At 45.3% G+C, this 25067-nt stretch carries 26 protein-coding genes and 1 riboswitch; of the genes, 14 read left to right on the forward strand and 12 right to left on the reverse strand.

Annotated features, from left to right (window positions below; all coding sequences use genetic code 11):
* Nucleotides 1-441: 441 nt before the first annotated feature.
* Complete coding sequence (locus tag DPF93_RS03870; RefSeq protein WP_114764911.1) at nt 442-1605, forward strand: amino acid permease; 1164 nt, start codon at nt 442-444, stop codon at nt 1603-1605.
* Nucleotides 1606-1899: 294 nt separating this feature from the next.
* Nucleotides 1900-2895, forward strand: coding sequence for a transporter (locus DPF93_RS03875; RefSeq protein ID WP_114764912.1), 996 nt, complete (start codon nt 1900-1902; stop codon nt 2893-2895).
* 64 nt (nt 2896-2959) lie between these two features.
* Here the strand turns inward: DPF93_RS03875 and DPF93_RS03880 are convergent, their stop codons facing one another.
* The 4 genes from DPF93_RS03880 to DPF93_RS03895 are packed head-to-tail and all read right to left on the reverse strand — an operon-like array spanning nt 2960 to nt 5856.
* Nucleotides 2960-3703 (reverse strand): hypothetical protein, encoded by a 744-nt coding sequence (locus DPF93_RS03880; protein ID WP_114764913.1) that lies wholly within the window; start codon nt 3701-3703, stop codon nt 2960-2962.
* 2 nt (nt 3704-3705) lie between these two features.
* Nucleotides 3706-4383 (reverse strand): C39 family peptidase, encoded by a 678-nt coding sequence (locus tag DPF93_RS03885; RefSeq protein ID WP_425275280.1) that lies wholly within the window; start codon nt 4381-4383, stop codon nt 3706-3708.
* A 1-nt stretch (nt 4384) separates the two neighbouring features.
* Complete coding sequence (locus DPF93_RS03890; RefSeq protein WP_114764914.1) at nt 4385-4735, reverse strand: carbon storage regulator; 351 nt, start codon at nt 4733-4735, stop codon at nt 4385-4387.
* Nucleotides 4736-4749: 14 nt separating this feature from the next.
* Nucleotides 4750-5856 carry a hypothetical protein gene (locus DPF93_RS03895; protein ID WP_114764915.1) on the reverse strand — a complete coding sequence of 369 codons (1107 nt, stop codon included), beginning with the start codon at nt 5854-5856 and terminating at the stop codon, nt 4750-4752.
* Between the two features lie 532 nt (nt 5857-6388).
* Between DPF93_RS03895 and DPF93_RS03900 the strand changes: the two genes are divergently transcribed.
* The gene (locus tag DPF93_RS03900) at nt 6389-7036 is read left to right on the forward strand and encodes a helix-turn-helix transcriptional regulator (RefSeq protein ID WP_114764916.1); all 648 of its coding nucleotides are present in this window, start codon (nt 6389-6391) and stop codon (nt 7034-7036) included.
* A 93-nt stretch (nt 7037-7129) separates the two neighbouring features.
* Here DPF93_RS03900 and DPF93_RS03905 read toward each other — a convergent pair whose 3' ends face one another.
* Entirely contained in the window at nt 7130-7486 is a 357-nt protein-coding gene (locus DPF93_RS03905; protein ID WP_114764917.1) for a YibL family ribosome-associated protein, read from the reverse strand.
* Between the two features lie 207 nt (nt 7487-7693).
* On the opposite strand from DPF93_RS03905, the gene DPF93_RS03910 reads away from it, so the two are divergent.
* Nucleotides 7694-8473, forward strand: a complete 780-nt coding sequence (locus DPF93_RS03910; RefSeq protein WP_114764918.1) for a DUF4344 domain-containing metallopeptidase — start codon at nt 7694-7696, stop codon at nt 8471-8473.
* Nucleotides 8474-8680: 207 nt separating this feature from the next.
* Nucleotides 8681-10342 (forward strand): methyl-accepting chemotaxis protein, encoded by a 1662-nt coding sequence (locus DPF93_RS03915; RefSeq protein WP_114764919.1) that lies wholly within the window; start codon nt 8681-8683, stop codon nt 10340-10342.
* 83 nt (nt 10343-10425) lie between these two features.
* Here the strand turns inward: DPF93_RS03915 and DPF93_RS03920 are convergent, their stop codons facing one another.
* The 3 genes from DPF93_RS03920 to DPF93_RS03930 all read right to left on the reverse strand — a co-directional run bounded on the left by DPF93_RS03920 (nt 10426) and on the right by DPF93_RS03930 (nt 13594).
* Nucleotides 10426-10968, reverse strand: a complete 543-nt coding sequence (locus DPF93_RS03920; RefSeq protein ID WP_114764920.1) for a copper resistance protein NlpE — start codon at nt 10966-10968, stop codon at nt 10426-10428.
* Between the two features lie 187 nt (nt 10969-11155).
* Nucleotides 11156-12607 (reverse strand): NAD-dependent succinate-semialdehyde dehydrogenase, encoded by a 1452-nt coding sequence (locus DPF93_RS03925; RefSeq protein ID WP_114764921.1) that lies wholly within the window; start codon nt 12605-12607, stop codon nt 11156-11158.
* A gap of 96 nt (nt 12608-12703) precedes the next feature.
* A complete protein-coding gene (locus DPF93_RS03930) occupies nt 12704-13594 on the reverse strand; it encodes a LysR family transcriptional regulator (protein ID WP_208638758.1) in 891 nt (296 codons plus the stop codon).
* An 83-nt stretch (nt 13595-13677) separates the two neighbouring features.
* Between DPF93_RS03930 and DPF93_RS03935 the strand changes: the two genes are divergently transcribed.
* From DPF93_RS03935 to DPF93_RS03945, 3 genes are all read left to right on the forward strand, one after another.
* Nucleotides 13678-13893 (forward strand): DUF2798 domain-containing protein, encoded by a 216-nt coding sequence (locus tag DPF93_RS03935; protein WP_114764922.1) that lies wholly within the window; start codon nt 13678-13680, stop codon nt 13891-13893.
* Nucleotides 13894-13959: 66 nt separating this feature from the next.
* Nucleotides 13960-15021, forward strand: a complete 1062-nt coding sequence (locus tag DPF93_RS03940) for an HlyD family secretion protein (protein ID WP_114764923.1) — start codon at nt 13960-13962, stop codon at nt 15019-15021.
* Nucleotides 15022-15043: 22 nt separating this feature from the next.
* Complete coding sequence (locus tag DPF93_RS03945; RefSeq protein WP_114764924.1) at nt 15044-16054, forward strand: DUF2955 domain-containing protein; 1011 nt, start codon at nt 15044-15046, stop codon at nt 16052-16054.
* Between the two features lie 49 nt (nt 16055-16103).
* On the opposite strand, the gene DPF93_RS03950 is transcribed toward DPF93_RS03945, so the two are convergent.
* The 3 genes from DPF93_RS03950 to DPF93_RS03960 all read right to left on the reverse strand — a co-directional run bounded on the left by DPF93_RS03950 (nt 16104) and on the right by DPF93_RS03960 (nt 17473).
* Nucleotides 16104-16820 carry a YebC/PmpR family DNA-binding transcriptional regulator gene (locus tag DPF93_RS03950; RefSeq protein ID WP_114764925.1) on the reverse strand — a complete coding sequence of 239 codons (717 nt, stop codon included), beginning with the start codon at nt 16818-16820 and terminating at the stop codon, nt 16104-16106.
* A 101-nt stretch (nt 16821-16921) separates the two neighbouring features.
* Nucleotides 16922-17131: a DUF3283 family protein gene (locus DPF93_RS03955; RefSeq protein WP_114764926.1), complete on the reverse strand. Its 210-nt coding sequence runs from the start codon at nt 17129-17131 to the stop codon at nt 16922-16924.
* 144 nt (nt 17132-17275) lie between these two features.
* Nucleotides 17276-17473, reverse strand: coding sequence for a PA3496 family putative envelope integrity protein (locus tag DPF93_RS03960; RefSeq protein ID WP_075648073.1), 198 nt, complete (start codon nt 17471-17473; stop codon nt 17276-17278).
* Nucleotides 17474-17844: 371 nt separating this feature from the next.
* Here DPF93_RS03960 and DPF93_RS03965 point away from each other — a divergent pair, with 371 nt between their 5' ends.
* The 6 genes from DPF93_RS03965 to thiE all read left to right on the forward strand — a co-directional run bounded on the left by DPF93_RS03965 (nt 17845) and on the right by thiE (nt 22864).
* Nucleotides 17845-18693: an ABC transporter ATP-binding protein gene (locus DPF93_RS03965; RefSeq protein ID WP_114764927.1), complete on the forward strand. Its 849-nt coding sequence runs from the start codon at nt 17845-17847 to the stop codon at nt 18691-18693.
* Entirely contained in the window at nt 18690-19622 is a 933-nt protein-coding gene (locus tag DPF93_RS03970) for an ATP-binding cassette domain-containing protein (protein WP_114764928.1), read from the forward strand. Before DPF93_RS03965 ends, DPF93_RS03970 begins: the two co-directional genes overlap by 4 nt.
* The gene (locus DPF93_RS03975) at nt 19619-20092 is read left to right on the forward strand and encodes a transcriptional regulator (RefSeq protein WP_114764929.1); all 474 of its coding nucleotides are present in this window, start codon (nt 19619-19621) and stop codon (nt 20090-20092) included. Before DPF93_RS03970 ends, DPF93_RS03975 begins: the two co-directional genes overlap by 4 nt.
* 202 nt (nt 20093-20294) lie before the next feature.
* Nucleotides 20295-20405: riboswitch (TPP riboswitch) on the forward strand.
* Nucleotides 20406-20496: 91 nt separating this feature from the next.
* On the forward strand, nt 20497-21348 hold the full coding sequence (gene thiD, locus DPF93_RS03980; protein WP_114764930.1) for a bifunctional hydroxymethylpyrimidine kinase/phosphomethylpyrimidine kinase: 852 nt from the start codon (nt 20497-20499) through the stop codon (nt 21346-21348).
* 42 nt (nt 21349-21390) lie between these two features.
* On the forward strand, nt 21391-22191 hold the full coding sequence (thiM, locus tag DPF93_RS03985; RefSeq protein ID WP_114764931.1) for a hydroxyethylthiazole kinase: 801 nt from the start codon (nt 21391-21393) through the stop codon (nt 22189-22191).
* A gap of 55 nt (nt 22192-22246) precedes the next feature.
* Nucleotides 22247-22864, forward strand: coding sequence for a thiamine phosphate synthase (gene thiE / locus DPF93_RS03990; protein ID WP_114764932.1), 618 nt, complete (start codon nt 22247-22249; stop codon nt 22862-22864).
* 229 nt (nt 22865-23093) lie between these two features.
* On the opposite strand, the gene DPF93_RS03995 is transcribed toward thiE, so the two are convergent.
* Nucleotides 23094-25064, reverse strand: coding sequence for a replication initiator protein RctB domain-containing protein (locus DPF93_RS03995; RefSeq protein WP_114764933.1), 1971 nt, complete (start codon nt 25062-25064; stop codon nt 23094-23096).
* Nucleotides 25065-25067 lie beyond the last annotated feature (3 nt).

The raw sequence follows: 25067 nt of genomic DNA on the forward strand, positions 1-25067 counted from the left end.
TTCTATTTGTTTTCGGTCTCGACCGATTTCTGAGAAGAAGATTAGTCCGCATTTCACTGATATCAAAAGCAATTATACTTATCAGTGTGATAGGCAGTAACTATGGTTTAAACAATTGTTAAATAACAAGTTCAACCAAGTTAATCAGATTTATTATAACTATTTGTTATAGCTTTAAATTTCGACAAATTATAACCTAAACCAACGATTAATCCGAGTACATTTTGCTCACCTATCAATCCCCTCTCTATTGATAATACCAAAACTTAACAGGCGGCTTGTTTTGAAAGAGCTCACCCTAATTTTCAGTATTATTAGAAAAAGTATCCCAATAGATAAAAATATTTTATGCGTTTTTTTTAGAATTTCTTGTTAGTCTTGGCAAATAAAATTTACACATTGTTCTGAAATTATTTTCAGTAAGGGTCTTTTCTTTTGAACATGAAGTTGTTTGGTAGTTCCCTCATTTTAGCGGGAACCGCATTGGGTGCAGGTATGTTGGCGATTCCAATGGTGCTAGCGCAGTTTGGTTTTTTTGTTAGTGCTGGCTTGATGTTCGTGATCTTTATTGGCACTACATACGCGACATTACTGCTTGCAGAGGCTTGCACCAAAACTCAGCAAAGCACCAGTATGAGTAGCACGGCTTACTTCACGCTGGGTCGCAAAGGTATGCACTTTACCAATATCCTCTTCTACCTTTTGCTTGCTTGTCTGATGATCGCTTACACGATTGGTATTGGTGATTTGCTGCACAGCATGCTTTTAGAAGTGGGCGTTAACCTTTCTCCTGTGGTTGGCTATACCATTTTTAGCTTGGTGATGGGGCTTGTGGTAGTCGCGGGTAAATCCTACATCGACAAGCTTAACCGCGGTCTTTTCATTCTGATGATTGCCATGCTATTTGTGGTGATTTTCTCGCTAATGAACAACATTGAGTTAGCGAACCTCAGTCAAGAAAGTACGTTTACCACCAGCGATGTTGTGCAATACAGCGCGGTTATCTTTACTAGCTTTGCTGCCATTATCGTGATCCCTTCACTGGTGAGCTACAACCAAGATGCTTCAATTGCTCAAATCCGCAATATGGTGCTGCTTGGCTGTATTATCCCACTGGTATGTTACCTAACTTGGCTATTTGCTGTAATTGGGAACCTAGGCGTGGAAGCGGTGAGCAAGTTCGAAAACATCTCTCAGCTTATTGCTGCCTTTGATGGTGAAACCAGCATGCTGAAAAGCGTTGTGGCGATTTTCTCTGCGCTTGCTCTGATCACCTCATACCTTGGTGTTTCGATGGCGCTTTACGATCAAAACAAAGATGCCATTTCAAAGAACCCAGCGATCGCATACTCGCTTACCTTTATTCTACCACTGGTACTGGCCACGCTGTTTGCTAACCAGTTCATCAGCATGTTGGATTACGCAGGTATGGTACTCGTGTTCCTAGCGATTTGGGGACCGTTAGCGATGGCGGTTAAAGTTCGTAAACCTGATTTCGCATTAGCGGGTCGCACTGAAACCTACACGGTTGGTGGTGGTCAACCCGCATTAATAGCAACTTTTATGTTTGGCGTACTGATCTTCGTCTCTTGGTTTATGGGTTAATACCTTAGCCGACAACAGACAAAAAGAGCCTCTTGGCTCTTTTTTTATATCTCGCACACCCTGCATAATCTTCGTCTCAATAGTAAGACGAGCGAAGATTAATTGATCTAAAAAAAATCGTCTTTCTACCGATTCGCACAGCACTACAAATATTTTTCTTTCTTATCAAAGACAACCAAAATTTACTCATCTAACTGCGTATGCATTAATCGGTATAGCAATCAAATCCCCTGTGGCAAGAGTCTGATTTCTGAACTAATTAAAAGGAGGGCCAAATAAAAAAGGGACGAACAAATGGCAAAACCTCTACTCTATTCTCTTCCGCTTCTGTTGTTAGCTCCACCCCTACTTGCAGACACGCAAGATCCAGCAACCGATGCAAAACGCGCACAAACTGTCGCAGACGTAATCGATAGGCCCGGCGTACTCACCCCAGCAGGGCAGTTTGGTGTCGAATTTTCAATGAACTACTCGCAGAACTCGTCGAACAAAGTAAACATCGTTGGCTATACAGTACTGCCAGCGTTGATTGTAGGTAGAATTGAAGTTAGCGATGCTGATAGAACCACGATCACTGCGGGCATCACTGGGCGTTACGGCATCACCAACTCAACAGAAATTGAGCTACGTATTCCCTATATTTATCGCAATGACCAAGTTTCAGCACGTCCCATTCAAGATGGTGCCTCAGATGAAATAATCAATCGTGATGTTGATGGTAATGGTATGGGTGATATTGAGTTTGCAATTCGCCACCAGTTTAACTTTGATACTACACCCTATTGGATTGGTAGTTTAAGAGTGAAGTCTGACACCGGTAAATCTCCATATGAAATCGCCACTGATCCAACGACCAATGTGCTGCAAGATGCTCCTACTGGTTCTGGTTTTTGGAGCATCGAACCGGGTATTTCTATGATCTACCCAACCGATCCTGCAGTGCTGTTTGCCAACTTCTCTTATATCTATAACTTTAAAGAAGATTTCGTGATTGATGGCACCAACAATGAGATCGACCTCGGTGATACCATCTCTTTTGGAGCTGGGCTTGGTTTTGCCATTAACCGAGACTTATCCCTGTCGATTGGTCTTAGTCACCAGACAATCCTCGAAAGTAAGGTAAATGGCTCTCGAGACAGTGAAGCTAAATTGCTACAACTTGACTCGCTTACTTTTGGTATCAACTATGCGTTATCGCCAACCACTTCTATCAATATCAGTGCTCAAGCAGGTCTGACTGAAGACACGCCTGATTTCCAACTTAACGTACGAGTCCCTTTTACTTTCTAACTTTTGCTCGACACAAAACAAAGGTCTGCAATTTATGCAGACCTTTTTATTACATCATCAAAGGTTAATTAAAATTAAGTTGTAATGATTGTCGGATCCTATTCTCTCTATCCATTCTTCGCAGCACCCCTTCCACTTGCGCATCGATGTTTACCACCGTTTGGAAGTCGATTACCGTACCGTCCAAAGAGTTTTGAATAATACGATTGATCGTATTTTGCGTCACACTAGGTAACACCACACTTTGACTGATGTTGATCTGGGTTGCCGATGTCACCACATTTGGATCGATTTGTGGTGGATTAGGCGGCGGAGTTTGTGCCACTGTCGGAGTAGTTGGGACAGTAGAAGTAGTTGGGACAGCAGGAGGATTTACTACATCAGGATCTGAAACTACCGGTTGGCGATTTGCTATAACCGGAGTTGAAGGGGCTGGTGGACTCTCGACCGGTGATGTCGGAGCGGGAGTGGTTACCGATATAGGCTCTATTGTTGGTAAAGCAACGCTATTGCCTGCCCCTATTTGGACAATCGTAGTAGTTGGCACTACCTCAGGCTGAGTCGCAACCAATCGTCCATTTTGAAAGAACAAGTTCGCGATACGGTTGTTGAATAAAGTCTCACCATTAATGGATGTGGCGATATCCAGTCCGATGTTGATCATAAAATCGTCACCTAAAAAGCCACCACGATAACTAGATAGTTCTTGGCTATCGAGAGGCTGAAGGTGCTCAAGTTGGTAAGAGGCAACCGCAGGTGCGGTTAAGCACGCGCATACAGCACTTACCAACCCTATTTTTCTGAACATTGTTAGTACTCCCCACGTTCGGGTAGCGTGATACTAAATACACCTAGAGAATTCCGTGAAACACCTGAGTCCACAGGAGCAGGTGCATAGAGTGTGTAGTTGTCGTCAGATATGTAGCTATTTCTGGCAATGTTCACTTTGTCTCGAATCAATAACACAATGCCAGAATAGTACCGTTCAAAATCAGTAAACTTCATTTGGATGGTTCCCCGAGAAGGGTCACCCAATATCACAGAATGGTTGTTCATCCCTTTGATCACCACAAAATGCATGTAGCCATCAAAATTAACCAATGTAATGCCCGGCACACCAAGCCCCTGCATTTTCTTTAGTGGGATTTTAAAACCGTCAGCGTCATACCCCTGTCCTCGTAAGTAATTTCGCATATCGAGTAGCGAGAAACCGCTTTTTCTGATCTTAGCTTGATCACCTGTTTCGAACATGACTTTGAAGATGGAGTCTTCGTTAACGGAGTGGTCATAATGGTAGGTAAGCAGTGAGGCTAGAGCTGCAGAACCACAGCTAAAGTCATACTCCTGACGTACAACATCACCAAACAACATTTCTTTGTAGCTTTTTACCGGCACATTATATGCCCCACGATGAGGCAGATAAGTCAAAGCATAAGAGGATGCTGAAATTATCAGCATCCCTAAGGTTAAGATTCGCCAAAAAAACATATTATTTCAGTGTCAGGTTAACGACCGTTGAGTTTTGGATCAGCACATTGTTACCCGTATTTTGAATAACATTGTTTACCCCAGAAGCGGCGTTAAAAGCTCCGGCGCCAATGTGATTATTACCATTAGTGGTGTTAATCGCACTGTTACCAACGCTATAACCGTTTACTTCTGACGAGGCGCTAATACTGTCGATATCGACATTGTATTGATCCACCTCTAGCACATACTGTCCGCCTCGAGAACTATCCATGGCATCCATGGATAGTTCCAAGTCGTCTGCCAGCACCAAATCTTCAGCATAAGCATGGACAACCAACATACTGCTTAATGCCAATAGTGCTAAGCGCATGACATTCTCCAGAATTAGTTAGTTTTTACAGTTGCGTTAGTAACAACAGATTGTTGAACTAGAGAGTTAGCACCCGCAGACTGAGACACTGTAGTAATACCTGCAGCGCTGTTAAAGCCAGTCATAGTGTTGCTGTTATTCACGCGTACACCAGCACCTTTACAGGTATTGCAACCACCACCACGTTTACCACGCATGTAGTAGCCGCCGCCAGCTGATTCACCGTAATCAACATCGGCATCGGTAATGTGAGCATCGAGTTCAGAGCTTGCAACGACCATATCAACTTCGAAGTTCAGTTTATGGCTTGCATCCACTCGGTTATTACTATTGGTCATAGTATTGGTTGTGTTTGCGCTGCCATTCCATTCTTTGTTGTTATCATCGCCACCACCGGTTGTAGTGTTAGCACTGTTATTCCATTGCTTGTTGTTGTCGTCACCACCACCAGATGTCGTTGTGATCGTGTTGTCATCATCACCATTATTTGACGTGTTACCGTCATTACCACCACCAGAGGTATGAGTGAACGTATTGTTATCATGACCATCATTTGAGCGGTTGTTGTCATCACCACCGCCGCTAGTATTGGTTACTGTATTGCCATCATCACCGTTACTTGAGGTGTTGGTTGTGTTCGCACTACCACTCCAAGATTTGTTGTTGTCGTCACCGCCGCCGGTTGTGATCGTATTGCCGTCATCACCGTTACTTGAGGTGTTAGTTGTATTTGCACTACCACTCCAAGATTTGTTGTTATCATCACCGCCGCCGGTAGTAATTGTATTACCGTCATCACCATTATTTGATGAGTTACCGTCGTTACCGCCACCAGAGGTATGAGTAAACGTGTTGTTGTCGTGACCATCGTTAGAACGATTATTGTCGTTACCCGCGCCAGTATTGGTGATCATGTTGTCATCATTACCATTGTTCGAGGTGTTACCATCGTTACCACCACCACTTGTGTTAGTAACATGGTTATTATCGTTACCTGGACCGTTACCGTTATTACTGAAGTAATCAGCACCGCCACCACCGCCATGACCACCAGCGATTGCTGCACCACTCATCATCATTGCTGCCATTGCGATTGCTACGCCAGTTTTTCTAAGATTCATAACCTTCACTCCGTTGTGTATCCATGTCTGAATTGTTGGTTTATGCCCTTGAGCAACTCGATTATAGGTAGGCATCTGACAGCACAAGTCTCAAATATGAGACTAAAAAAGCACAGCGATTAAACTCAGGAGATCGGGCAAAGTCGTTGTATATGCATCTTGTTAATAAACATGCAGTTACGTTTCAAGCGGAGGCTAAGTATGAGTGAAGTATGAAGATGATAGGATGATTAGACTGACGAGAAGCCTGATGACTAGTCGCGTTTAATTCAGACTTTAAATAGTTTGAAAAATTTAAGCGCTAAACCCCAAAACAAAACAAACGCAAAGTCAGAAGCTTAAATGTTCCCTATTGCCTTTTTGTTTAAAACATCTCACGTCGCCTAAACGAAATGATTAGCTTTTATTGATAAATGAGTAAGTAAATTTCATGAAATCAGCAATCCCCCGAGTTTTCTTGAATATACTTTATCTGTCTTTAAGACAGAGCCCATAAGGGATAACGAAAAAAACAAGATGGAGGGCAGTGGAAATGACCAACAAGCACGTAGTCATTTTGTCAGAGAAATCATTACAGACCAGTTTGATGGAGCAACAGTTGGGTGAACATCTCGACGTAGAGGTCACGGTATGCCCTGTTAACCACTTGACCGATTCTATGGACCAGGATTCTCTCGATCTTGTCCTAGTCGATTTTGAGCAGCTCGCGTTTATGATTGGTAATCAAACCCTACCAAATTTTGACCTTCTTAAACTCGACATTCTCATTTACAACATGCCAAAAGAGGATATGCAGTGTGAATATGTTTACTGGCATTCTCTCAAAGGTATTCTACTCAATTGCGCACCAATCGATCACTTGTATAAAAGCGTCGGTTACATACTTAATGGCGGCTTATGGTTACCAAGAAAATGTTTAGAAAATTTGGTCATGTTACGAAGAAATCCAAACCTAACACGCTGCCAACTATACAAAAGCCTAACAACACGAGAGCGCCAAATTCTCGATCATGTCGCTTCAGGTAAATCCAATAAACAGATAGCGAACTCGCTTTTCTTATCAGAAAGTACCGTTAAATCACATGTCTACAAGATTTTTAAGAAGCTAGATGTACATAAACGCCGTGATGCTATGCATATCACTCAGGCGGTGAGCCATAATCAAGCGCGTTTGGAATAAAAGAAAGGGAATTTTTCAGATAACTTTTGTAGATAAGTTTTATCGACAACAACAGCAAGGCGACGCCGTGACCGCCTTGCTTGCTACGAGAGATTAGAACTTTTTAGGAGCGAAACCTGTCATCGCATCCAAACGTAACTGTTTACCGATTTTAGTCATCGGGTGAACAATCACGAGACCTTTTACTGATTTTTTCAGTTTACCTAAGTCTGCTTGCTCTGCTTTAGTAATTTCGCGAGAGAAAGGCATATCTAACAAACTCTTACGCTCTTTATTCAGATCGTAGTCTTGCTTACCACGTAGCGAGTTTACTTTTTTAGTCAAATCTTCAACATCATCAGTAAACTTAGTGATCATCGCTTGATCACCACGGGTTTTTGCTGCGTCCAACTTACGCTGTGCTGAATCAAGGCGGTTATGAAGTTTTTGTAGATCTTGCTTTAGGCTCATGGCGAATTTCTCTCTCGAATATCAAAGGGCGGCGAGTGTATCACAGGCTCTAGTTTACCCCTAATTATAATCGAGCAGCAGGTTTGATTCGAATTCAATAAAATCAGCCACATCAATCAAGGCGCACAGATTTTTTTACTCGACTGGCACTCTCGCCTGTCGCCCTTTATATTTTTGTAAGTAATAAATAAAATGAATGGATACATTATGGGAAACTTCTATCGGACATTTCTTCTCTTCCTTGCGGCTTTATCTCCCATTGGCTTTGCTCATTCCTCCATCACCGTGATTTACTCAGAGCCAACCTCAGAGCAAGAGTTAGCCATTAAACAGACCATTATTGATGCAGGCATCAACCAACTTGTGGTTGATCTATCCAAGCAACACTTCCCGTTTAGTCAGCCATTTACTATCTATTACGGTGGTGAGGATGGACCGCTCTATGATCCTGAAAAGCACACGGTCATGATGCCCTACCAGTTCTACACTGAAGCTTTGAATTACTTTAAAGCCAACAAATATCAGGAAAAGTTTGGTCGTTCTGCGGAATCTGGTGCCATTGATACACTGCTGCATACTTTGTTGCATGAAGCCGGTCATGCTTACATTGAAGATCGTTCCATTCCAATACTGGGTAAAGAGGAAGACGCGGTCGACAATTTCGCTGCCATCATCATGCTTGAATACGTAGAGGGCGGTGATGAATCGGCAATCAGTGCTGCTGATATGTTTGCGTTTGAATCACAGGAGCGCCCCGACTACTACGATGTCGATGAATACATCGACGAACACAGTTTTGACCTGCAACGCTACTTCGCTACTTTGTGTTTGATTTTTGGTAGTGATCCGCAAAAACATGCCGGATTGCTCGATGAAATCGAAAAAGAATATCTAGCGGATCGCAAAGATTTCTGTATTTCACATTATCAAAGTATCAATAAGAATTGGCATATCTACCTAAAACAAGAACACAAAACATATTTTTAACATTATCAGTAAGCAACAAACTGCGTTAATACTCTGCAAATCTTCGCTCCAACAGGGTTGGGGCGAGTTCTTTTTTATCAAGAATTAAATCGTAACGACTTCAGCTTCACTGTTCTCTGCCGACATACTTGTTAACATACTTTAAAACCTATCAAAACATTTGGTTGTAGTTTGTACGCAATAAAGTAATTAGTGCAGGAATTATTTATGAATCTAACTATAAGAACTCGTCTTTATCTCATGTCTTTTATCCCTTTGCTGCTTATCACTTTGGGGGTTATGGGCGTGGTTTACGTAAAGACTACTAGCCTAACCGCACAGCAAGTTGAAGCCACCAGCACCACTATGCTGGAGCAAAAAAAAGGGGAGCTTAAGACCTATGTGCAAATGGCGAAATCCTCGATACAGCCTTACCTAGACAGCGGATCGTCATTACAAGAAGCACTGCCGACCCTCAAAGAATTGGAATACGGTAATAATGGCTATATTTTCGGCTATGACTCTAAAGGCGTACGTATTTTCAACGGTAAGAATGAAAAAGGGATTGGTGATAACTTTATCAACCTGCAAGACAAGCAAGGTAATTATCTGATCAAGGAGTTAATTACCAACTCGAAAACCGGTCAATTCACCACCTACTATTTCCCTAAATTAGGTGAGACAGTCGCACTGCCAAAACTGAGTTACTCAATTTTTATTCCCGAGTGGGACCTGATGATCGGTACTGGTTTTTATACCGATGATATTGATGCGGTGATCGCCGATATGAACGCCAACGCGACATCGGCTCTAGAAAACACTTTAGCGATCGTTGTACTGTTCTGTTTAGGTATTTCGGCTCTAGTGACTTTTGCTGCGATTGCGATTAACCGCTCTATCATGCGCCCTTTAGAGCAATTCGACGCCTCTATTCAATCTTTTGCCAGTGGTGATGCCGACCTAACTGCGCGCATGGATGACTTTAAAGCACCGGAATATGCTCGCTTAAGTAGCAATTTCAACGCTTTCGTTGCCAGTTTACAAAACATCATTAGCAACGTAAGCAACGTCGGGCAGCAAGTGGTATCCGAGACCACCAGCATGTCATCACGTGCGGCTAAAGTTGACGAACTGGCAACTGGTCAGCGAGAGGAAACAGAACAAGTTGCTACTGCAATGACAGAAATGACCACCACCGCGCAAGAGATTTCAAACAACGCCAGTCAAGCGGCTGAATCGGCAAAAGAAGCGGACAACAATGCGCTTGAAGCGCAGCAAATTGTAAACTCTGCCGCCAATTCTGTCGGTGCGCTAGCCGATGAAGTTCATCAAGCCACTGAAGTGATTTCACGTTTAGAGGGTGATGTACAAAACATCTCATCTTCATTAGAAGTGATTCAAGATATCGCCGAACAAACTAACTTATTAGCACTGAATGCGGCAATTGAAGCAGCGCGAGCGGGTGAGCAAGGACGAGGCTTTGCGGTGGTTGCCGATGAAGTGCGCAAACTTGCTAGCCGCACTCAAGAAAGCACTGGTGAGATCCACAATATGATCCAGCAGCTGAAATCAGCCTCAGACGATGCGGTGAAAGCGATGGAAAGCAGTCAAAATCGCAGCTCAGATACCGTGAGCGAAGCGAATGCAGCAGCGGAAGCCTTGGTTAAGATCCAACATTCGATTGCCACCATTATGGATATGAACTCGCTTATCGCAACCGCAACTGAACAGCAAAGCTTGGTTGGACAAGAGATCTCTGAGCGTATTGTGGTGATTTCCGATCAGAGTATGGAGTCGGCGCAACTTGCCAACGAAAACCGCTCAGGTAGCCAAAACCTCAATAGCCGAGCCAATGAGCTTTACTCTCTGGTCAATCGCTTTAAGGTTTAGGTTTAAGTAGAGACAGCCAATAAAAAAAGTGACCTTATGGTCACTTTTTTATCTATTCAGCCCAAAAACAACGGCTGAAATGACTACTCTTGCTGCACTAAGGTGTAGTTGTCAGCCATTTCACCTTCAACTTTATTGCCGTCAACATCCAGCATCATTAAGGCATTTTCTGCCACAAAGAACTGCTGTGAGTCATCTTCTTTAGACAGCGTGATGGTGTCACCTTTGCTATTCCACACAAATTCACCTGTCGATTTGTACTCACCTTCTTCGCCTTTACCGAGATAGGTTTGATCGTAACTGTAGGTGCCATCAAAGTTGAGCGTCAGCGTCGTCGCAATACCTGAACAGTCAGCGCAAGGAAGCGTACCAAAGTATGGACCTTCCCAATCAAGAGAGTTGCGCGCTGTGTGGGTTAATCGCGGCTGTTCGGTTTGCTCGGTCTCTGGTCTTAGCGTACTGGTTGCTGCCGATTGAATCGTCTGGATACCCTCAGTAACAGTGACAGTCACGTTCTCACTGGCTTGCTCCGCTGGTGCTTTACCAATCGGCTCACTAGGCGCTTCATCTTGACACCCAGCAAGAACAAATACAGAGCCAGCCAATATCAGTAATGCTTTTTTCATCGTCTTTCCTTATTCAACCAATCAGGTACTTCTAGTAATCATAGAATTGTTTTGCCAAATAACGTCAGAATAAACGCAAATTACTGATCCGCTTTTGTCAGGAATCGTTGATAAATAAACAAAAACGTCGCTTTATACTGCGTATTTCAGCCATTTCGATACGCTGATTATATGCTGAGTCATTAGACTAACGCGACAACCCTCCCATCAACATGTACTTCATCTCTAGGTACTCTTCCATACCATGACGGGAACCTTCACGACCAAGCCCGGACTCTTTCACCCCACCAAACGGCGCGGCAGCAGTTGAGATCAAGCCTTCATTGATCCCCACCATCCCCACTTCGAGCGCTTCAGCGACGCGCCAAGCCCTGCCAAGTGACTGGGTATACAGATAAGCGGCTAAACCTGAATCGGTATTGTTGGCCCGCTCAATCACTTCAGCTTCGTCAAAAAAGCGAAATAACGGCGCAAGCGGACCAAAGGTTTCTTCATCTGCCACCAACATGTCATCTTGCATTTGAGTTAGCACAAAAGGTTCAACCAACAAGCTGTCGTCTTGCGGCAAGTTGCCACACAGCACTTGCGCCCCTTTGCTCAGCGCATCTTCAATATGTGAGCGCACTTTCGCGACCGCGTTAACGTTAATTAATGGACCAATGGTGACATCAGCAGCAAAGCCATCGCCGACTTTAAGCGCTTTAACTCGCGCAGCAAGCTTAGCTGCAAACTCATCATAGATCGCATCGTGGACAAACAAGCGATTGGCGCACACGCAGGTCTGCCCTGCATTGCGAAACTTCGCAATCATCGCCCCTTCAACCGCCACATCAATGTCTGCGTCATCAAATACGATAAATGGCGCGTTGCCGCCCAGCTCTAACGCCATTTTCTTTAATGTTGCGGCTGACTGATTCATCAGAATTTTGCCGACATTAGTTGAACCGGTGAACGACACTTTGCGCACGCGCTTATCAGCGGTAAACACGCGTCCAATCTCAATCGCATCACCAGTCACAACATTAAACAGCCCTTTTGGCAACCCGGCGTCTTCAGCCAACTTGGCTAATGCGAGCGCGGTGAATGGTGTTTCCGGTGCAGGTTTAAGCACCATAGCGCAGCCGGCGGCAAAGGCAGGCGCACATTTACGAGTGATCATCGCAGCGGGAAAGTTCCACGGCGTGATGGCTGCCACTACCCCAATCGGCTCTTTACTCACCAGAATTTTGCCATCAGGGCGATGGCTCGGAATGATCTCGCCATAAGCCCTGCGAGCTTCTTCGCTATACCAGCGCACAAAGCTCGCCGCATAGGAGATCTCACCTTTTGCTTCTGCAAATGGCTTACCTTGCTCGAGAGTTAAAATGGTGGCGAGATCGTCGATATGCTCGATAAGAAGTTCATACCATCTACGCAAAATATCAGCGCGATGATCGGCTGTGGTTTGTTTCCAAAGTGAGAACGCTTTTTGCGCGGCATCAACACACTCCAGCGCCTCTGCTGCCCCAAAAAACGGGACATGCCCAATCACCTTGCCACTTGAGGGGTTAGTAATCGCCTCTTGCTGGTTGGTGGCAGCGCGCCATTGCCCGTTGATGAAACATTGTTGCTGAAACAATTGTCGATACTTTAGCTGCATGCTTTTCCCCGTTGGACTCAATTTGCGGCTACAGTAACAAACATTAGTCGAGGTTTTAAGCCAGCGCAGTGCAACCTAAGATTAACCTTACGCGGATTACCAGATTTTTTTCACCCCTTGCAGCAGCGCTTCAATAAATAATGATAGGGCTCTTGGTTGGTAGCGACGCTGCTTATAGACTAAATACGCTTTGCGATTGCTGCGGTTGTACTCGGGTAAAACCTGCTGCAGATTTTGTGTCGTATCAGAGGTGATATGTCGTAGGGGCAAAGAGGCAATCCCAATACCCTTTTCAACCGCTTTAATCACAGCCAGAATATCATTGACCACCAACTTTGGCTGAATCGACATTACCTCCACCAACTCATCACCGCGATAAATCGGTAAATCGATCAGGTTATCAACCGAGACCCACTCTTGCTCGCGCAATTGTTCCAAACTGGTAATATCGCCCACGCGCTCTAGATATTCAGGGCTGGCGAAAAATCCATGCTTGGCTTCAAACAAGGGTCTAGCGATCATCCCTTCCATCTCTCTCAGATCAAAGGTCATCAGCAAATCGCGATCGGTTTGCGGCACAAGCTGCTCTTGGCTTAGCACGAGATCTAACTGCACTTTGGGGTAACACTGGAGAAACTCTTCCACCACTTCTTCAGCAAAGCCGCGATAGAAGTTATACGGTAACGCCAGTTTGATCTTCCCCTCGACATCTTGGCGGTCTTGATTGAGCTGTCCAAATGCCGTTTCAATGCTCTCCATACCACTTTTGAGCAGATTAAAAGTGTGCATGCCAGACTCAGTTGCCACCAGCTCGCGCCCTTGTTTTTCCAATAACCTGACGTTAAGCCGCGCTTCTAACGCGCTCAAGCGGCGTGACATGGTCGAAACGGGCAAACGCAAATGGCGTGATGCCCCTTGCAATGAACCAAACTCCACCACCGAACAAAATAAATAGAGATCATCAATATTTCCAAATATGGAATTCACACTTCTATTCCTGCTTATTTTTCCATTTATTGAATGGTTATATAGTCTATTTACACCAAAGCCAAGCAAGACAGGAGAAAAGCATGAACACAAAACAATTTTGGCTCACCGCACTAATGTCCTCTTTCACGATGGCGCTAATGATGTCTGGCGTGCTGTCAGGCTATAAGCTTGGCTTTAGCAGTGATTGGCCATTGATCTGGTTAGAAAGTTTCAGTCTTGCGTGGCCCTGTGCGCTGTTTCTCAACCTAACCGTATTGCCACAAGTTCGCCGTTTAGCTGCATGGATAACAGCTTAACCAAAAAGCGCTATTCAAAAAGAAAAACAAGGAGGTGAAAAACAATTCAGCATAAAGAGAAGCCTAATGACAGAAAAATTCTACCAATACCTACTTTACACCGTTCTCAGCATCACCATCCTTTTCTCTCTCTTTTTAGTTGCGGCTGACAATATTGCCCCTTTTACCACGCAAGCGTCACTGCATCGCACCATCGCAACCATTGCACCCGAAACATCTGGGGTGATTGAGCAGGTGGCGGTGAAAAATGGTCAGCATGTTCAAGCAGGCGAGACGCTATTTCGTTTGGATGATCAAGGCTATCAACTCAAAGTTGACCAAGCCAAAGCAGAATTGGCGCAAGCACAACAAGCATTTCTGGCCAGTGCACAACAGCTGAATGTCGCCAAACAAACCTTGCTACAAAAACAAGAGCAAGAGCGCAATGCCATCGCCAAATTGGCGCGTAATAAAGCCTTGTACAAAAAAGGGCTCACCACCACCCAAGCGATTGAAGACAGCGAACTGAGTGTAAAAGTAGCCAAAAGCGCTTTGCTCGCCGCGCAAGCCGACATCATGCGTATCGAAGCGCAATTGGCAGACAGTGACAGCAATGCCGCCATCCAATTGGCTAAAGCGAAGCTAGCCAGCGCCGAGCTTGATGAGCAGCACACCCATATTACGGCGCAAACGAGCGGCACCGTCACCAACTTACAATTGCAACCAGGTAGCTATATCAGCCAAGGCACCACCGCTTTACTACTAGTAAACGAATCTCAAGCGTGGCTAAGCGCCGATTTTAATGAAAAAGGCATTACTCACTTACATACCAACAATCACGCTTATATCGCGTTTGATGCGATTCCAGGTCAAGTCTTCACTGGGCATATTGAGAGCCAAGAGCGCGCGATTCGCGATAGTGATAACAGCAATGGTCAGTTGGTTGATGTGGTGAACGATACCCGTTGGATCCGTGAGCAACAAAAAGTACGCGTGCGTATTGTGCTCGATGATATGCAACCTGAAATGGCGCAGCGCCTAATTTCCGGCTCAAGAGCATCCGTGTCGGTACAAAACGGTTCAACCATCATTGATGCGATCAGCTATAGCTGGATCCACCTAGTATCACTGTTCCGTTATATCTACTAATTGGCTGACAAAGGTGATGAGTATGACATTCCCTTCCCTATTCCAATTTGATCAAATATCGCAGCGCAATGAGGCGCTGCGTATCACGCTGGCAATCACGGTGTGCATGGTGCTGGGTAAGCTGCTTAATCTCGGATCTCCAGTCTATTTAGCGCTCTATCCAACCATTATCATGACCAAGGCGAAAGACTATTCTTGGTTAGGTTTAGGCAAAACCCTAGCGCCAACACTACTTGCGGCAAGCTGCGCTTTAGTGGTGAGCAACACCTTCTCTCAACACCCATTTATTATTTGGACCATTAGCCTGATCTTTTTTGATTGGATGCGCCGCAGAGCAACAACTCCCGCCAAAATGGGCGCGATGTTGATGCCAACCTTTAACTGGATTTTGGTGATCGTCTTTGCGCAGCACACCAGCGCCGATATGACAACGCGCATCCATGAAATTTTTATTGCTATGGTGATCACCACACTGGTGTGCAAAGCCTCGGTCGCACTGTTTCCAGTTGCCAGCAAAGCGAAGCCGCCAGTGTTTGAAGAGACACCGGTTAGCGCCGAGCAGCGCCTATTGTCACTGGCGCTGATTGGTATTGGCGTTGGTTTTTTGCTGCAAGTCGAAATGTTATCCGCCACTTTCTGTCTGGTTCCGGTGATTGCCGCCGCCACCCAAAGCCAAGCCGATGCGTTTCGCCAAGTGGTGGAAAGACGTTTTATCACCCAGGTGGGCGGCTGTGCACTGGCGTTTATTTTTACCTTAGTGCTGTCTGGTCACCAGACCAACATTGGGCTGTACGTAATCTTACTTGGCAGCTTGATCTTTCTGCTTGCCAGCATGATGGCCAAGGCGGACTTCAAACTGCGTGACCTTCATGGCGACGCCCTACTCGCGACTATGTTGCCAATTCAACTCTATATTGGTGCGAATGAGATGGGCTTAGAACGTACCTTCCTGCGCGGCTGGCAACTGGCGGTCACGCTCGGGATTTTATTTACGCTCTACAAACTTACCACCAAGCGTAAAATACGGGCATAAAAAAAGGCTTCGCAATTGCGAAGCCTTTGTCGTTTGTCACTCGCTCAAATTAGATTTCAGCGTTGTGGTAAACTTGTTGTACGTCGTCACAGTCTTCTAGAAGGTCTAGGAACTTCTGGAATTTCTCTTGATCGTCAGCACCGATTTCATGGTAAGACTGAGGAACGAAAGTGATCTCTTCAACGTCAAGAGTAAGCTCTGGGTACTCAGAGTTTAGAGCCGTTTTCACTTTGAAGAACTCAGTGTTTGGCGCGTAAACAGTGATCACACCGTCTTCAAGCTCGATGTCTGTTACATCACAGTCAGCCATCATTAGTGCTTCTAGTACTGACTCTTCATCTTCGCCTTTGAACTGGAATACAGCTTGGTGAGCAAACATGTGAGATACAGTACCTTCAACACCAATTTTCGCGCCTGTTTTCACGAAGCATTGACGTACGTCTTGGAAAGTACGGTTACCGTTGTCTGTTAGACAGTCAACGATTACGCTAGCACCGCCTGGAGAGAAACCTTCGTAGCGCGCTGGTACGTAATCTTCACCGCCGCCGCCGTTAGCTTTGTCTAGCGCTTTGTCGATAACGTGTGCTGGAACTTGGTCTTTCTTCGCTTTCGCGATTAGGTGACGAAGTGATAGGTTCATATCTGGATCTGAACCACCGTTTTTCGCACACATGTAAATTTCTTTACCGTATTTGGAATAAACTTTAATTTTTGCGCCTGCAGTTTTCGCCATAGAGGCTTTGCGCACTTCAAAACTTCTTCCCATCGGGACGATCTCTCTTAATTTAAATTTAACGCGAAGGATTTTAGCAAAAATTCGAGGCTTTTCAATTTCGCCTCTTATACCTGAATTAGGTAAGCTTGGGCTTACGCGACACCCATAAGTCGTTTGTATTTTGCCACACACTCAGTAAACCAAGCACGTTCAGCATCATCGATGATCTTGCCTGCTTGTTGATCAATCTCATCAGGTCCTGCTTTGGCTTCTTTCAGCTTCCACACAAGAAACGCAGCTTGCTTATCTAGCTCCACTTTGTTCTTTTCATCTGCAGGTAACAACGACAAATTTACCGACATAGTTAGATCTCGATTAAAAATACGAGGCGGAAATATAACACAACAGAAGTAAATGTTGAGAAAAGAAAATGGGGTGAGATCAAAAACAACAAAGGGTGGCTTACAGAATAGCCACCCTACTGGAAAGTATTGCCTTAATTTGGCTTAGTGGAGCAAACCTAGCTCTCGAGCTTCTTCAATTGTTAAGCCGCTTTCACGAATCTCGCGAAGTGCCTCAATACGGCGACGAGCTTCAGCTGATTTAACCATTGAAGTAGGTTTGTGCGATTCAACTTCTTCCGTGAAGTCCCACTTACTTGCAATACTTGTCATTTCATCATGGTCTAAAGAATTGATGGACATAAAAACCTCCGCGAAAAACCATGCAAGGGACGAGCTAATCTTTAGCAAACCAGCCCCAGACTTGTTAAGCACAATCAGTCGAGAATGTGACTTTGATAATAGTTCACAGAGCGATTAATAAAATCGCTCGAATTTGCTTTGCTCTAGCGAAAAATGCGCAGTACATTTAAAAGATTCCCCTATGAAAAAGCAGCTTGCTTTAGATCACGCAAAGCACAAACTTTCGCCAATCATCTCTCTGCCAAATCCACTTTTCTCGACCTCAATCTCTGACTATTTTTAGACCGAGTTCACCCTTTTATCTCAGACTTCTTTTCTCATTCGAATTAAGAGTTAATGATAATCATTATCTTTATCAGTCGAGTGTCGTTATGAGTAAACAATTTTTACAGCATGCTTTTCATGCCGATCCAATCATACAAGTACGCAATTTATGTGTGGACTATATAACCGACAGCGGTGATTTTAACGCTGTGAAATCCGTTAGCTTTGATATCGGTAAAGGCGAAATATTCGGTCTTGCTGGTGAGTCTGGCTGCGGAAAAAGCACCATTGCCTTTGCCATTAACCGTCTGCATAAGCCACCTGCGTTTATCTCTGGTGGGCAAATTCATTTTGCAGGGCGCGATCTACTTAAATTGCCAGAGAGGGAATTTAATGCCATTCGCTGGAGCGAAATCGCCATGGTATTTCAAAGTGCGATGAACTCATTAAACCCTGTCTTGCCTGTGCAAGAGCAGTTTGCCGATGTTTTGCGTCACCACCAAGGCATGGGCGAAGAGCAAGCGAAAAAGCGCGCAGAGCAATTACTGGATTTGGTCAATATTCCCCGTGAACGTCTTAGTGAATACCCGCATCAATTTAGTGGTGGGATGCGCCAGCGCTTAGTGATTGCCATTGCCCTCGCGCTCAATCCCAAAATGATCATCATGGATGAACCGACGACTGCCCTTGATGTGGTGGTGCAGCGCGAGATCCTGCAACAGATCTACCAACTGCGTGAAGAGTTTGGTTTTTCGATTCTGTTTATCACTCACGATCTAGCATTGATGACGCAACTGTGCGATCGCATCGCGATCATGCGCCATGGTGAAATTGTCGAAGTGAATACCTCCAAAGAGATCCGTGTTAATCCGCAACACGCTTATACACAAAAACTTTGGGCATCATTCCCCAACATCCACGAAGGTAAACATCAAAAGCAAGGAGTGCTAGCATGAGCGAACCTATCATCCAAGTTAATGATATTGTGAAAGAATTTAATATCGGTGGCGGCTTCTCATCGGTAGAACGCTTCAAAGCGCTGCAAGGTGTGAGCTTTAATCTGCATAAAGGTCGCACACTGGCTTTAGTGGGTGAATCCGGCTGTGGCAAAAGTACCTGTGCACGCCTTATTACCAAAGTTTACCCAGCAACCAGCGGCGAGATCTTATTTAAAGGGCGCAATATTGATGAGATCACCAGCCGCAAAGATCTGCTTGATTACCGCAGCAAGGTGCAAATGGTGTTTCAAGATCCGTTTGGCTCGCTCAATCCGACTCATACTATTGAGCACCACCTCACTCGCCCACTTAAGATCCATAAACAGGTAAAAAGTAACGCAGAGATCCCCGCCAAATTGGCAGAGTTGATCCAATTGGTTGAGCTGGCACCAGACACGCTGAAAAAGTACCCCCATGAGCTAAGTGGTGGTCAACGTCAACGAGTAAACCTTGCCCGCGCACTCGCGGTTGGTGCGGAAGTGATCCTCGCCGATGAGCCCACTTCGATGCTCGATGTGTCGATTCGTCTTGGGGTGTTAAACCTAATGCAGCGGATGAAAGAAGAGCTCGGCATTGGCTTTTTGTATATTACTCATGACCTTGCTACCGCACATTACATCGCAGAAGAGACTGCCGTGATGTACAAAGGGCAAATTGTCGAATGGGGAGATACCCAAGCAATCTTAACCAATCCACAGCACCCATACACTAAGCTACTTATCTCAGCGGTACCGGATCCTGACATGCCATTTGGTCATTTGGTTGAAACTGAACCAAACTATTCACTAGAAGCTGATGAAATTCGTGCCACCAGCGCGATCGTTCATCAAGGTGTGAAACAAGTGGCGACGAATCACTTTGTAAAACAATGGGATGATGCAGCATGATCAAATTAGAATCTTGGGTAGAAGCGATCAGTGATTGGTATCAAAACCGGAAACATGATCAAGATGAATCCTTGTGTTCATTGATCCTCTCTGTCCCTGATTCTGTTTGGGGTCCTGAAGTCACCGAACTGCAAAGTAAAGCCATCGCCTGCTGGTTGGATGGCTGTTTGCGCGTATTCCATGGGTTACGTTACAGTAACCCAAGTAAAGCCTACCAATATCTGCAACTGGCTAGCAGTAAGTTGCAAGCTGCGGCTAGCCAACCTCTCGCCGATATAGAGTTAAGAGACTGGTCAATGAAACGTTTACAGCACCTTACCGTACTCGCGCTTGAGTTTTGTAATCAGCAACCACAAAGCCAGTGGCAGCATGAATCCGATAAACTGATCGAGTCACATGTGCAGTTTATGGCAGCGCACAATTGGAATGAAGCACGAAAGCATGATCAAGGAAAACACACCTTTCATTGATCGTGACTTCACTTTCTCCTAGCTGCCTTGATCATCTTTCCGCTTTTGGCTTCATGCTTCCGATATTTTAAAGGGCTGGCGCGTTCTAAACCAACGCATGCCAGCCCTTTGCGATTGTGATGACACCATAATATTTACTATTCAAACAAAGATTAACGCCATGTTCCAGTAGTGCTGAACATATTGAGCTGATAGTATCGTCACTACATAGTCGGGGTGCCAAGGCAGACATTGCTGAGGCTGAGATCGAAATTCGAGACCCGTTGAACCTGATTCAGTTAACACTGACGTAGGGAACTATCATCACTTTGCCAGTTATTTTTTCCTGCAGGACAGGTCCACCGACCTGAACGCATCCACGCAAGGCAAAGTCAGTTCCTATTCGTCAGCTAATAGGAGCGATCATGGCGAAAACCAGCCACAAACCAAGCAGCAAAGCTTCATCTCACACTCCCATCGTGCTCACCATTGCAGGTTCAGACAGCGGCGGTGGCGCAGGCATTCAAGCGGATATTAAAGCGATTTCAGCCACCGGCAGTTACGCTTGTTCGGTCATCACCGCTATCACATCGCAAAATACTCAAGGCGTCAGCGCCATTTTCCCGATTCCTTTGGCGCACGTTGAGAGCCAACTCGATGCAGTATTTAGCGATCTCAATATCGTTGCGATCAAAATCGGTATGTTGGCTGATGCCGATATTATCAAAGTCGTCGCCAATAAGATTAAACAATATCAACCGAAGTTTTTGGTGGTGGATCCCGTGATGGTGGCAACCAGTGGTGACTTACTACTTGAGCAATCAGCCATTGCAACCCTAAAAAGCGAGTTGCTACCTCTTGCCGATATCATTACCCCAAACTTACCGGAAGGGGCAGCGCTGACCAACCTATCCGTACCGCAGTCACAAAGTGAAATGACCGTGATGATCGACGATCTACGTAGCCTTGGTGCGAAAGCAGTACTGCTTAAAGGCGGGCATTTAGAAAAGGATCGCAACAGCAATGATCTGCTGATCACGGCTGTTGCGGCGGAGCTTATTAGCGCTAAACGCCATCAAACCAAAAATACCCACGGCACAGGCTGTACAGTCTCTTCTGCAATCGCCTCTTACCTCGCGCAAGGTCATGAGTTAACTGCCGCGGTAAAACTCGCCAAACACTATATTTCTCAAGCGATAGCACAAGCCGATGAGTTGGAAGTGGGTCAAGGGCATGGTCCTGTTCACCACTTCTTTGCTCATACGAGCGGTCACTAACAACTACCAGCCCTGCCTAATTCAGTGCAAGAAGGAATATCGATGCTAATTGAACAAATTACCCAAGCCCTAGATGCCGTTCGTCAGCAAAAGCCGCTGGTGGTCAATATCACCAACTACGTGGTAATGAATAATACTGCCAATGCGTTATTGGCCATTGGCGCCTCACCAATCATGGCGCACTCAAAACAAGAAATGGCTGAAATGCTTTCGTTTGCCGGAGCGCTGGTAATCAATATCGGCACCTTAGACAGTGTTTGGACGCCAAGAATGGCATTTGCGGTTGAACAAGCCAACCGCAATAACAAACCGGTGGTGCTCGACCCTGTGGGTTGCGGCGCAAGCAACCTCAGAACCGCAACCTCACGCCAGTTAGCCCGCCTCGCCAACAGACTGATCATTCGCGGCAATGCATCAGAAATCATCGCCCTCGCAGGCGAGCAAGCACAAAGCAAAGGGGTTGATGCACTCGACAGCAGTGATGCCGCCCTTGGCGCAGCAAAATGTCTGGTTAAAGAGTATGGCGCCAATGTGGTGATTTCCGGAGAGACCGATTACATCGTCACAGAAAACCGCATTGTAACACTCTCTAACGGGCACGCCATGATGCCGTATGTCACTGGGATGGGTTGCACCCTAACGGCGCTTACAGGCGCGTTTGCAGCGATTGGTGATGATACTGGATTAGCTGCCACTGCAGTACTGGGTGTCGCTGGTGAAATTGCCGCTGAGCAAGCTCGTGGTCCTGGCAGTCTACAACTCACACTGCTTGATACTCTCTACCAACTTAAACCCGCTGATTTAGTCGAGCGACTCAAGCTGCAAATGAGCAAAAACGCTTAGTCCATTTTACTCAGTTGCTCCTGCTGCATCAGTAGGAGCGCAATTAGGATGTGTTATGAACCCCTACCGTTTATATCTGGTTACTGACGAAAAACAGGATCTAGCAACGCTATTGCATGTTATCGAGCAAGCTGTCGCTGGTGGCATCACCATGGTGCAAGTGCGTGAAAAACATGGCGATGTCCGCGCATTTATTGAGCGAGCTATGGCAGTAAAGCAAATACTGCAAGGGACTGGAGTGCCACTGATTATCAATGATCGCGTCGATGTCGCCTTAGCGGTTGATGCCGACGGCGTTCATTTAGGGCAAAGTGATCTTCCAGCGAGGATCGCGCGCAAGTTAATTGGTGACGATAAAATCTTAGGCTTGTCGATCGAAAATGAGGCTCAACTAAAAGTCGCCGATCAATTACCAATTGATTACATCGGCTTAAGTGCGATCTTTGCCACTGCAACCAAGACCAATACGCAAAAACATTGGGGCATTGAAGGGTTAAAACTCGCGCTAAATCAAACCAATTTGCCAGTTGTCGCAATTGGTGGCATCAACCTATCTAACATCCGCCAACTAAGCGCAACAGGCGTCGATGGACTCGCCTTAGTTTCTGCGATCAGTCACGCCAATGATCCCAAGCAAGCTACAGCGGATATCTTGACTCTAATGCAAGGTTAAACAACAAAATTTAGGCAAAAAAAAGCGAGTTCATAAGAACTCGCGAACAATTCAGAATGAATGTAACAATATGAGCCAATCTAAAGGATAGGAAGTATCCTTAAATTTCATCAGAAAGGACAAAAGGTTGTCTATTCGTGATTAATCATATCGTTTGACGCCGTGATATTGTCAGTGCTTTGTCAGCGCAATGTAGTAAAACGGTTTATTTAATGCGCTGCTCAAATGATCAGATCGCGACTTCGTCTAATGCTCTAAACACCGAGTCATCAAGATGCCCATCCATCACTTGCTTACATACTTTGCGTCTTACCGCTAAACCAGCGATCAAGCGCTCAATCGATAAATGCTTGTTATCGCTTTGCGCATTATACAGCTCAACCATTTTACTCAACGTCTCATATGGGATCGGATCTTCACCCACGCGTAACCAATCAAGCTTGTCAACGAGCTCTAGACACTCTTCTCGGATTGATCCTTGGGAATGCCCTGTCATTGCCGCTAAAGCCGTTATACTGCGTTCTAGCGCCTCCTCAGAGGTATATTTCGATAGGGTTATGGTAATTTCGTCAGCATTTATCTCAACTAAGTGCTTACGTTGTTTAACTCGACGACCTAAATTCCCCTTTGGCGAACGTTCTTTACGCTGAATTGGTTCAAACTCACCATCGATAATTTGTGACAGCTCATCCAATTGCTGACGTGTGACCATCTCATTGCGTAATGGGTTTGGCAACGTCGGCGCCATATTGCGTTTGCCGGCATTGGTGGTTCGCGCACGTGAGTAACGCAGTACCTCTTCCACATCGCATTTGATATCGACTTGGTAATCGCTGATCTTACCTTTCTCTAAAATCGCCGAGATAGTTAAGTGATAGCCCCACAAATTGACGACAAAAAGATCGTCCGATCCTTTACCATCAGAAAGGCGTTTCAACTCTCGGATCAAATCCATCGAGAAACGGCGCCATTCGATATTGCGTGCCAACTTTTGGTTCAGTTCACTCAACAGCATCACATCGGTATGTCGGCGTGACATACGGCTACGGAAATAACTGTAAAGCTGGAAGACCAAGGTATGCTGCTTCAAGATTTCTGGTGGGAACAAGAAGAAATAATCTCGAGTCAACAGCTCTTCATAAAACGAAGGCTCCCAAACCAGGATGTATAAGTTTGGTTTAATACGAATTTCACCATCTGCGCCTTCGGTTGGCGCTTCTTCAGATGCCGTAATGGTTCTAGCTAGGAAACGGAAACGGTCACTCTTGAAGCCTTCTGGCATGTTCTCACTCAGCCAACGACCAGTAAGCTCGTGTAGCTGAAAATCGGTAAACTCGATGCGGTCGATACTGTCACGAATTGAATCGCGTGCCGGTCCACTGTCTTTTTTGCCACGCAATGATAAAATGTCTGTGATGTAGAGCGGCGTTTTATTCGGCGTCTGTTTGGCATCGAGCTGATATTGGTGCTGGTGATGATCGTGGTATTGCACCGTCAGCGTGAACAAAGCAAACAGGGTCATCAAATCATCGACTGTCATGATGTTTTTTGATGATCGTGTTTCGATCACCGCGCGCGTACCCGAGATCGAAACCATCGATTTTTGGTAATTTTTGCGTGTTCTTGGTGGCGCTAAGGCTTGATCGATAATACCCGCCCAATTGGTTGGAGAAACCACGAACTGGTCCGCTTCATCTTTCATTGCTGGCGGAGTGTTCAAACCGTATTCGTTTAACAGGCGTTTATTGACTTGAGTTTGCGCTAGGGCTTTCGAGCGTTTTTTCTTTTCCGTTTGCTTGACGCTTTCAGTGACCAAGCTGGTGGCACCTAATGCTGAAATCAGTTTGTTTGGATTAACAAACTTATGCAGCATGGTTTTACCTGCTAAGCCTTCTTCAAACTTAACTGGAATTTGATCGAATAAACCAACACTTACGGCAGCGCGCAGGCGTTGCTGAATTGCGGCACGCGTGATCTGTCCATCTGTCGCTTCGATCAACTCTGTCGTTGAAACTAAACCGTCTTTGCTACGGAAGCCGCGTAAAGAGATCAAATTGAGAAGTTCGACGATGCTTTTGGTAACACCTTTAAAGTGTTGGTACTGCTCGATCCAGTCTACGGCTGTTTCTGACACTTCAAAAAGATGTCCATCCTTATGACTGCGAGGGGCTTTGATCAGTATTTTTTCTTCTGAGCTCATTTC

This window comes from Vibrio rhodolitus, from assembly GCF_003350325.1.
GTDB classification, from domain to species: Bacteria; Pseudomonadota; Gammaproteobacteria; order Enterobacterales; family Vibrionaceae; genus Vibrio; species Vibrio rhodolitus.

What these genes read in the sequence shown, in the direction of transcription:
- DPF93_RS03870 (WP_114764911.1), top strand. Translation starts at nt 442, where the DNA reads ATGAAGTTGTTTGGTAGTTCCCTCATTTTAGCGGGAACCGCATTGGGT.
- DPF93_RS03875 (WP_114764912.1), top strand. Translation starts at nt 1,900, where the DNA reads ATGGCAAAACCTCTACTCTATTCTCTTCCGCTTCTGTTGTTAGCTCCA.
- DPF93_RS03880 (WP_114764913.1), bottom strand. Translation starts at nt 3,703, where the DNA reads ATGTTCAGAAAAATAGGGTTGGTAAGTGCTGTATGCGCGTGCTTAACC.
- DPF93_RS03885 (WP_425275280.1), bottom strand. Translation starts at nt 4,383, where the DNA reads ATGTTTTTTTGGCGAATCTTAACCTTAGGGATGCTGATAATTTCAGCA.
- DPF93_RS03890 (WP_114764914.1), bottom strand. Translation starts at nt 4,735, where the DNA reads ATGCGCTTAGCACTATTGGCATTAAGCAGTATGTTGGTTGTCCATGCT.
- DPF93_RS03895 (WP_114764915.1), bottom strand. Translation starts at nt 5,856, where the DNA reads ATGAATCTTAGAAAAACTGGCGTAGCAATCGCAATGGCAGCAATGATG.
- DPF93_RS03900 (WP_114764916.1), top strand. Translation starts at nt 6,389, where the DNA reads ATGACCAACAAGCACGTAGTCATTTTGTCAGAGAAATCATTACAGACC.
- DPF93_RS03905 (WP_114764917.1), bottom strand. Translation starts at nt 7,486, where the DNA reads ATGAGCCTAAAGCAAGATCTACAAAAACTTCATAACCGCCTTGATTCA.
- DPF93_RS03910 (WP_114764918.1), top strand. Translation starts at nt 7,694, where the DNA reads ATGGGAAACTTCTATCGGACATTTCTTCTCTTCCTTGCGGCTTTATCT.
- DPF93_RS03915 (WP_114764919.1), top strand. Translation starts at nt 8,681, where the DNA reads ATGAATCTAACTATAAGAACTCGTCTTTATCTCATGTCTTTTATCCCT.
- DPF93_RS03920 (WP_114764920.1), bottom strand. Translation starts at nt 10,968, where the DNA reads ATGAAAAAAGCATTACTGATATTGGCTGGCTCTGTATTTGTTCTTGCT.
- DPF93_RS03925 (WP_114764921.1), bottom strand. Translation starts at nt 12,607, where the DNA reads ATGCAGCTAAAGTATCGACAATTGTTTCAGCAACAATGTTTCATCAAC.
- DPF93_RS03935 (WP_114764922.1), top strand. Translation starts at nt 13,678, where the DNA reads ATGAACACAAAACAATTTTGGCTCACCGCACTAATGTCCTCTTTCACG.
- DPF93_RS03940 (WP_114764923.1), top strand. Translation starts at nt 13,960, where the DNA reads ATGACAGAAAAATTCTACCAATACCTACTTTACACCGTTCTCAGCATC.
- DPF93_RS03945 (WP_114764924.1), top strand. Translation starts at nt 15,044, where the DNA reads ATGACATTCCCTTCCCTATTCCAATTTGATCAAATATCGCAGCGCAAT.
- DPF93_RS03950 (WP_114764925.1), bottom strand. Translation starts at nt 16,820, where the DNA reads ATGGGAAGAAGTTTTGAAGTGCGCAAAGCCTCTATGGCGAAAACTGCA.
- DPF93_RS03955 (WP_114764926.1), bottom strand. Translation starts at nt 17,131, where the DNA reads ATGTCGGTAAATTTGTCGTTGTTACCTGCAGATGAAAAGAACAAAGTG.
- DPF93_RS03960 (WP_075648073.1), bottom strand. Translation starts at nt 17,473, where the DNA reads ATGTCCATCAATTCTTTAGACCATGATGAAATGACAAGTATTGCAAGT.
- DPF93_RS03965 (WP_114764927.1), top strand. Translation starts at nt 17,845, where the DNA reads ATGAGTAAACAATTTTTACAGCATGCTTTTCATGCCGATCCAATCATA.
- DPF93_RS03970 (WP_114764928.1), top strand. Translation starts at nt 18,690, where the DNA reads ATGAGCGAACCTATCATCCAAGTTAATGATATTGTGAAAGAATTTAAT.
- DPF93_RS03975 (WP_114764929.1), top strand. Translation starts at nt 19,619, where the DNA reads ATGATCAAATTAGAATCTTGGGTAGAAGCGATCAGTGATTGGTATCAA.
- thiD (WP_114764930.1), top strand. Translation starts at nt 20,497, where the DNA reads ATGGCGAAAACCAGCCACAAACCAAGCAGCAAAGCTTCATCTCACACT.
- thiM (WP_114764931.1), top strand. Translation starts at nt 21,391, where the DNA reads ATGCTAATTGAACAAATTACCCAAGCCCTAGATGCCGTTCGTCAGCAA.
- thiE (WP_114764932.1), top strand. Translation starts at nt 22,247, where the DNA reads ATGAACCCCTACCGTTTATATCTGGTTACTGACGAAAAACAGGATCTA.
- DPF93_RS03995 (WP_114764933.1), bottom strand. Translation starts at nt 25,064, where the DNA reads ATGAGCTCAGAAGAAAAAATACTGATCAAAGCCCCTCGCAGTCATAAG.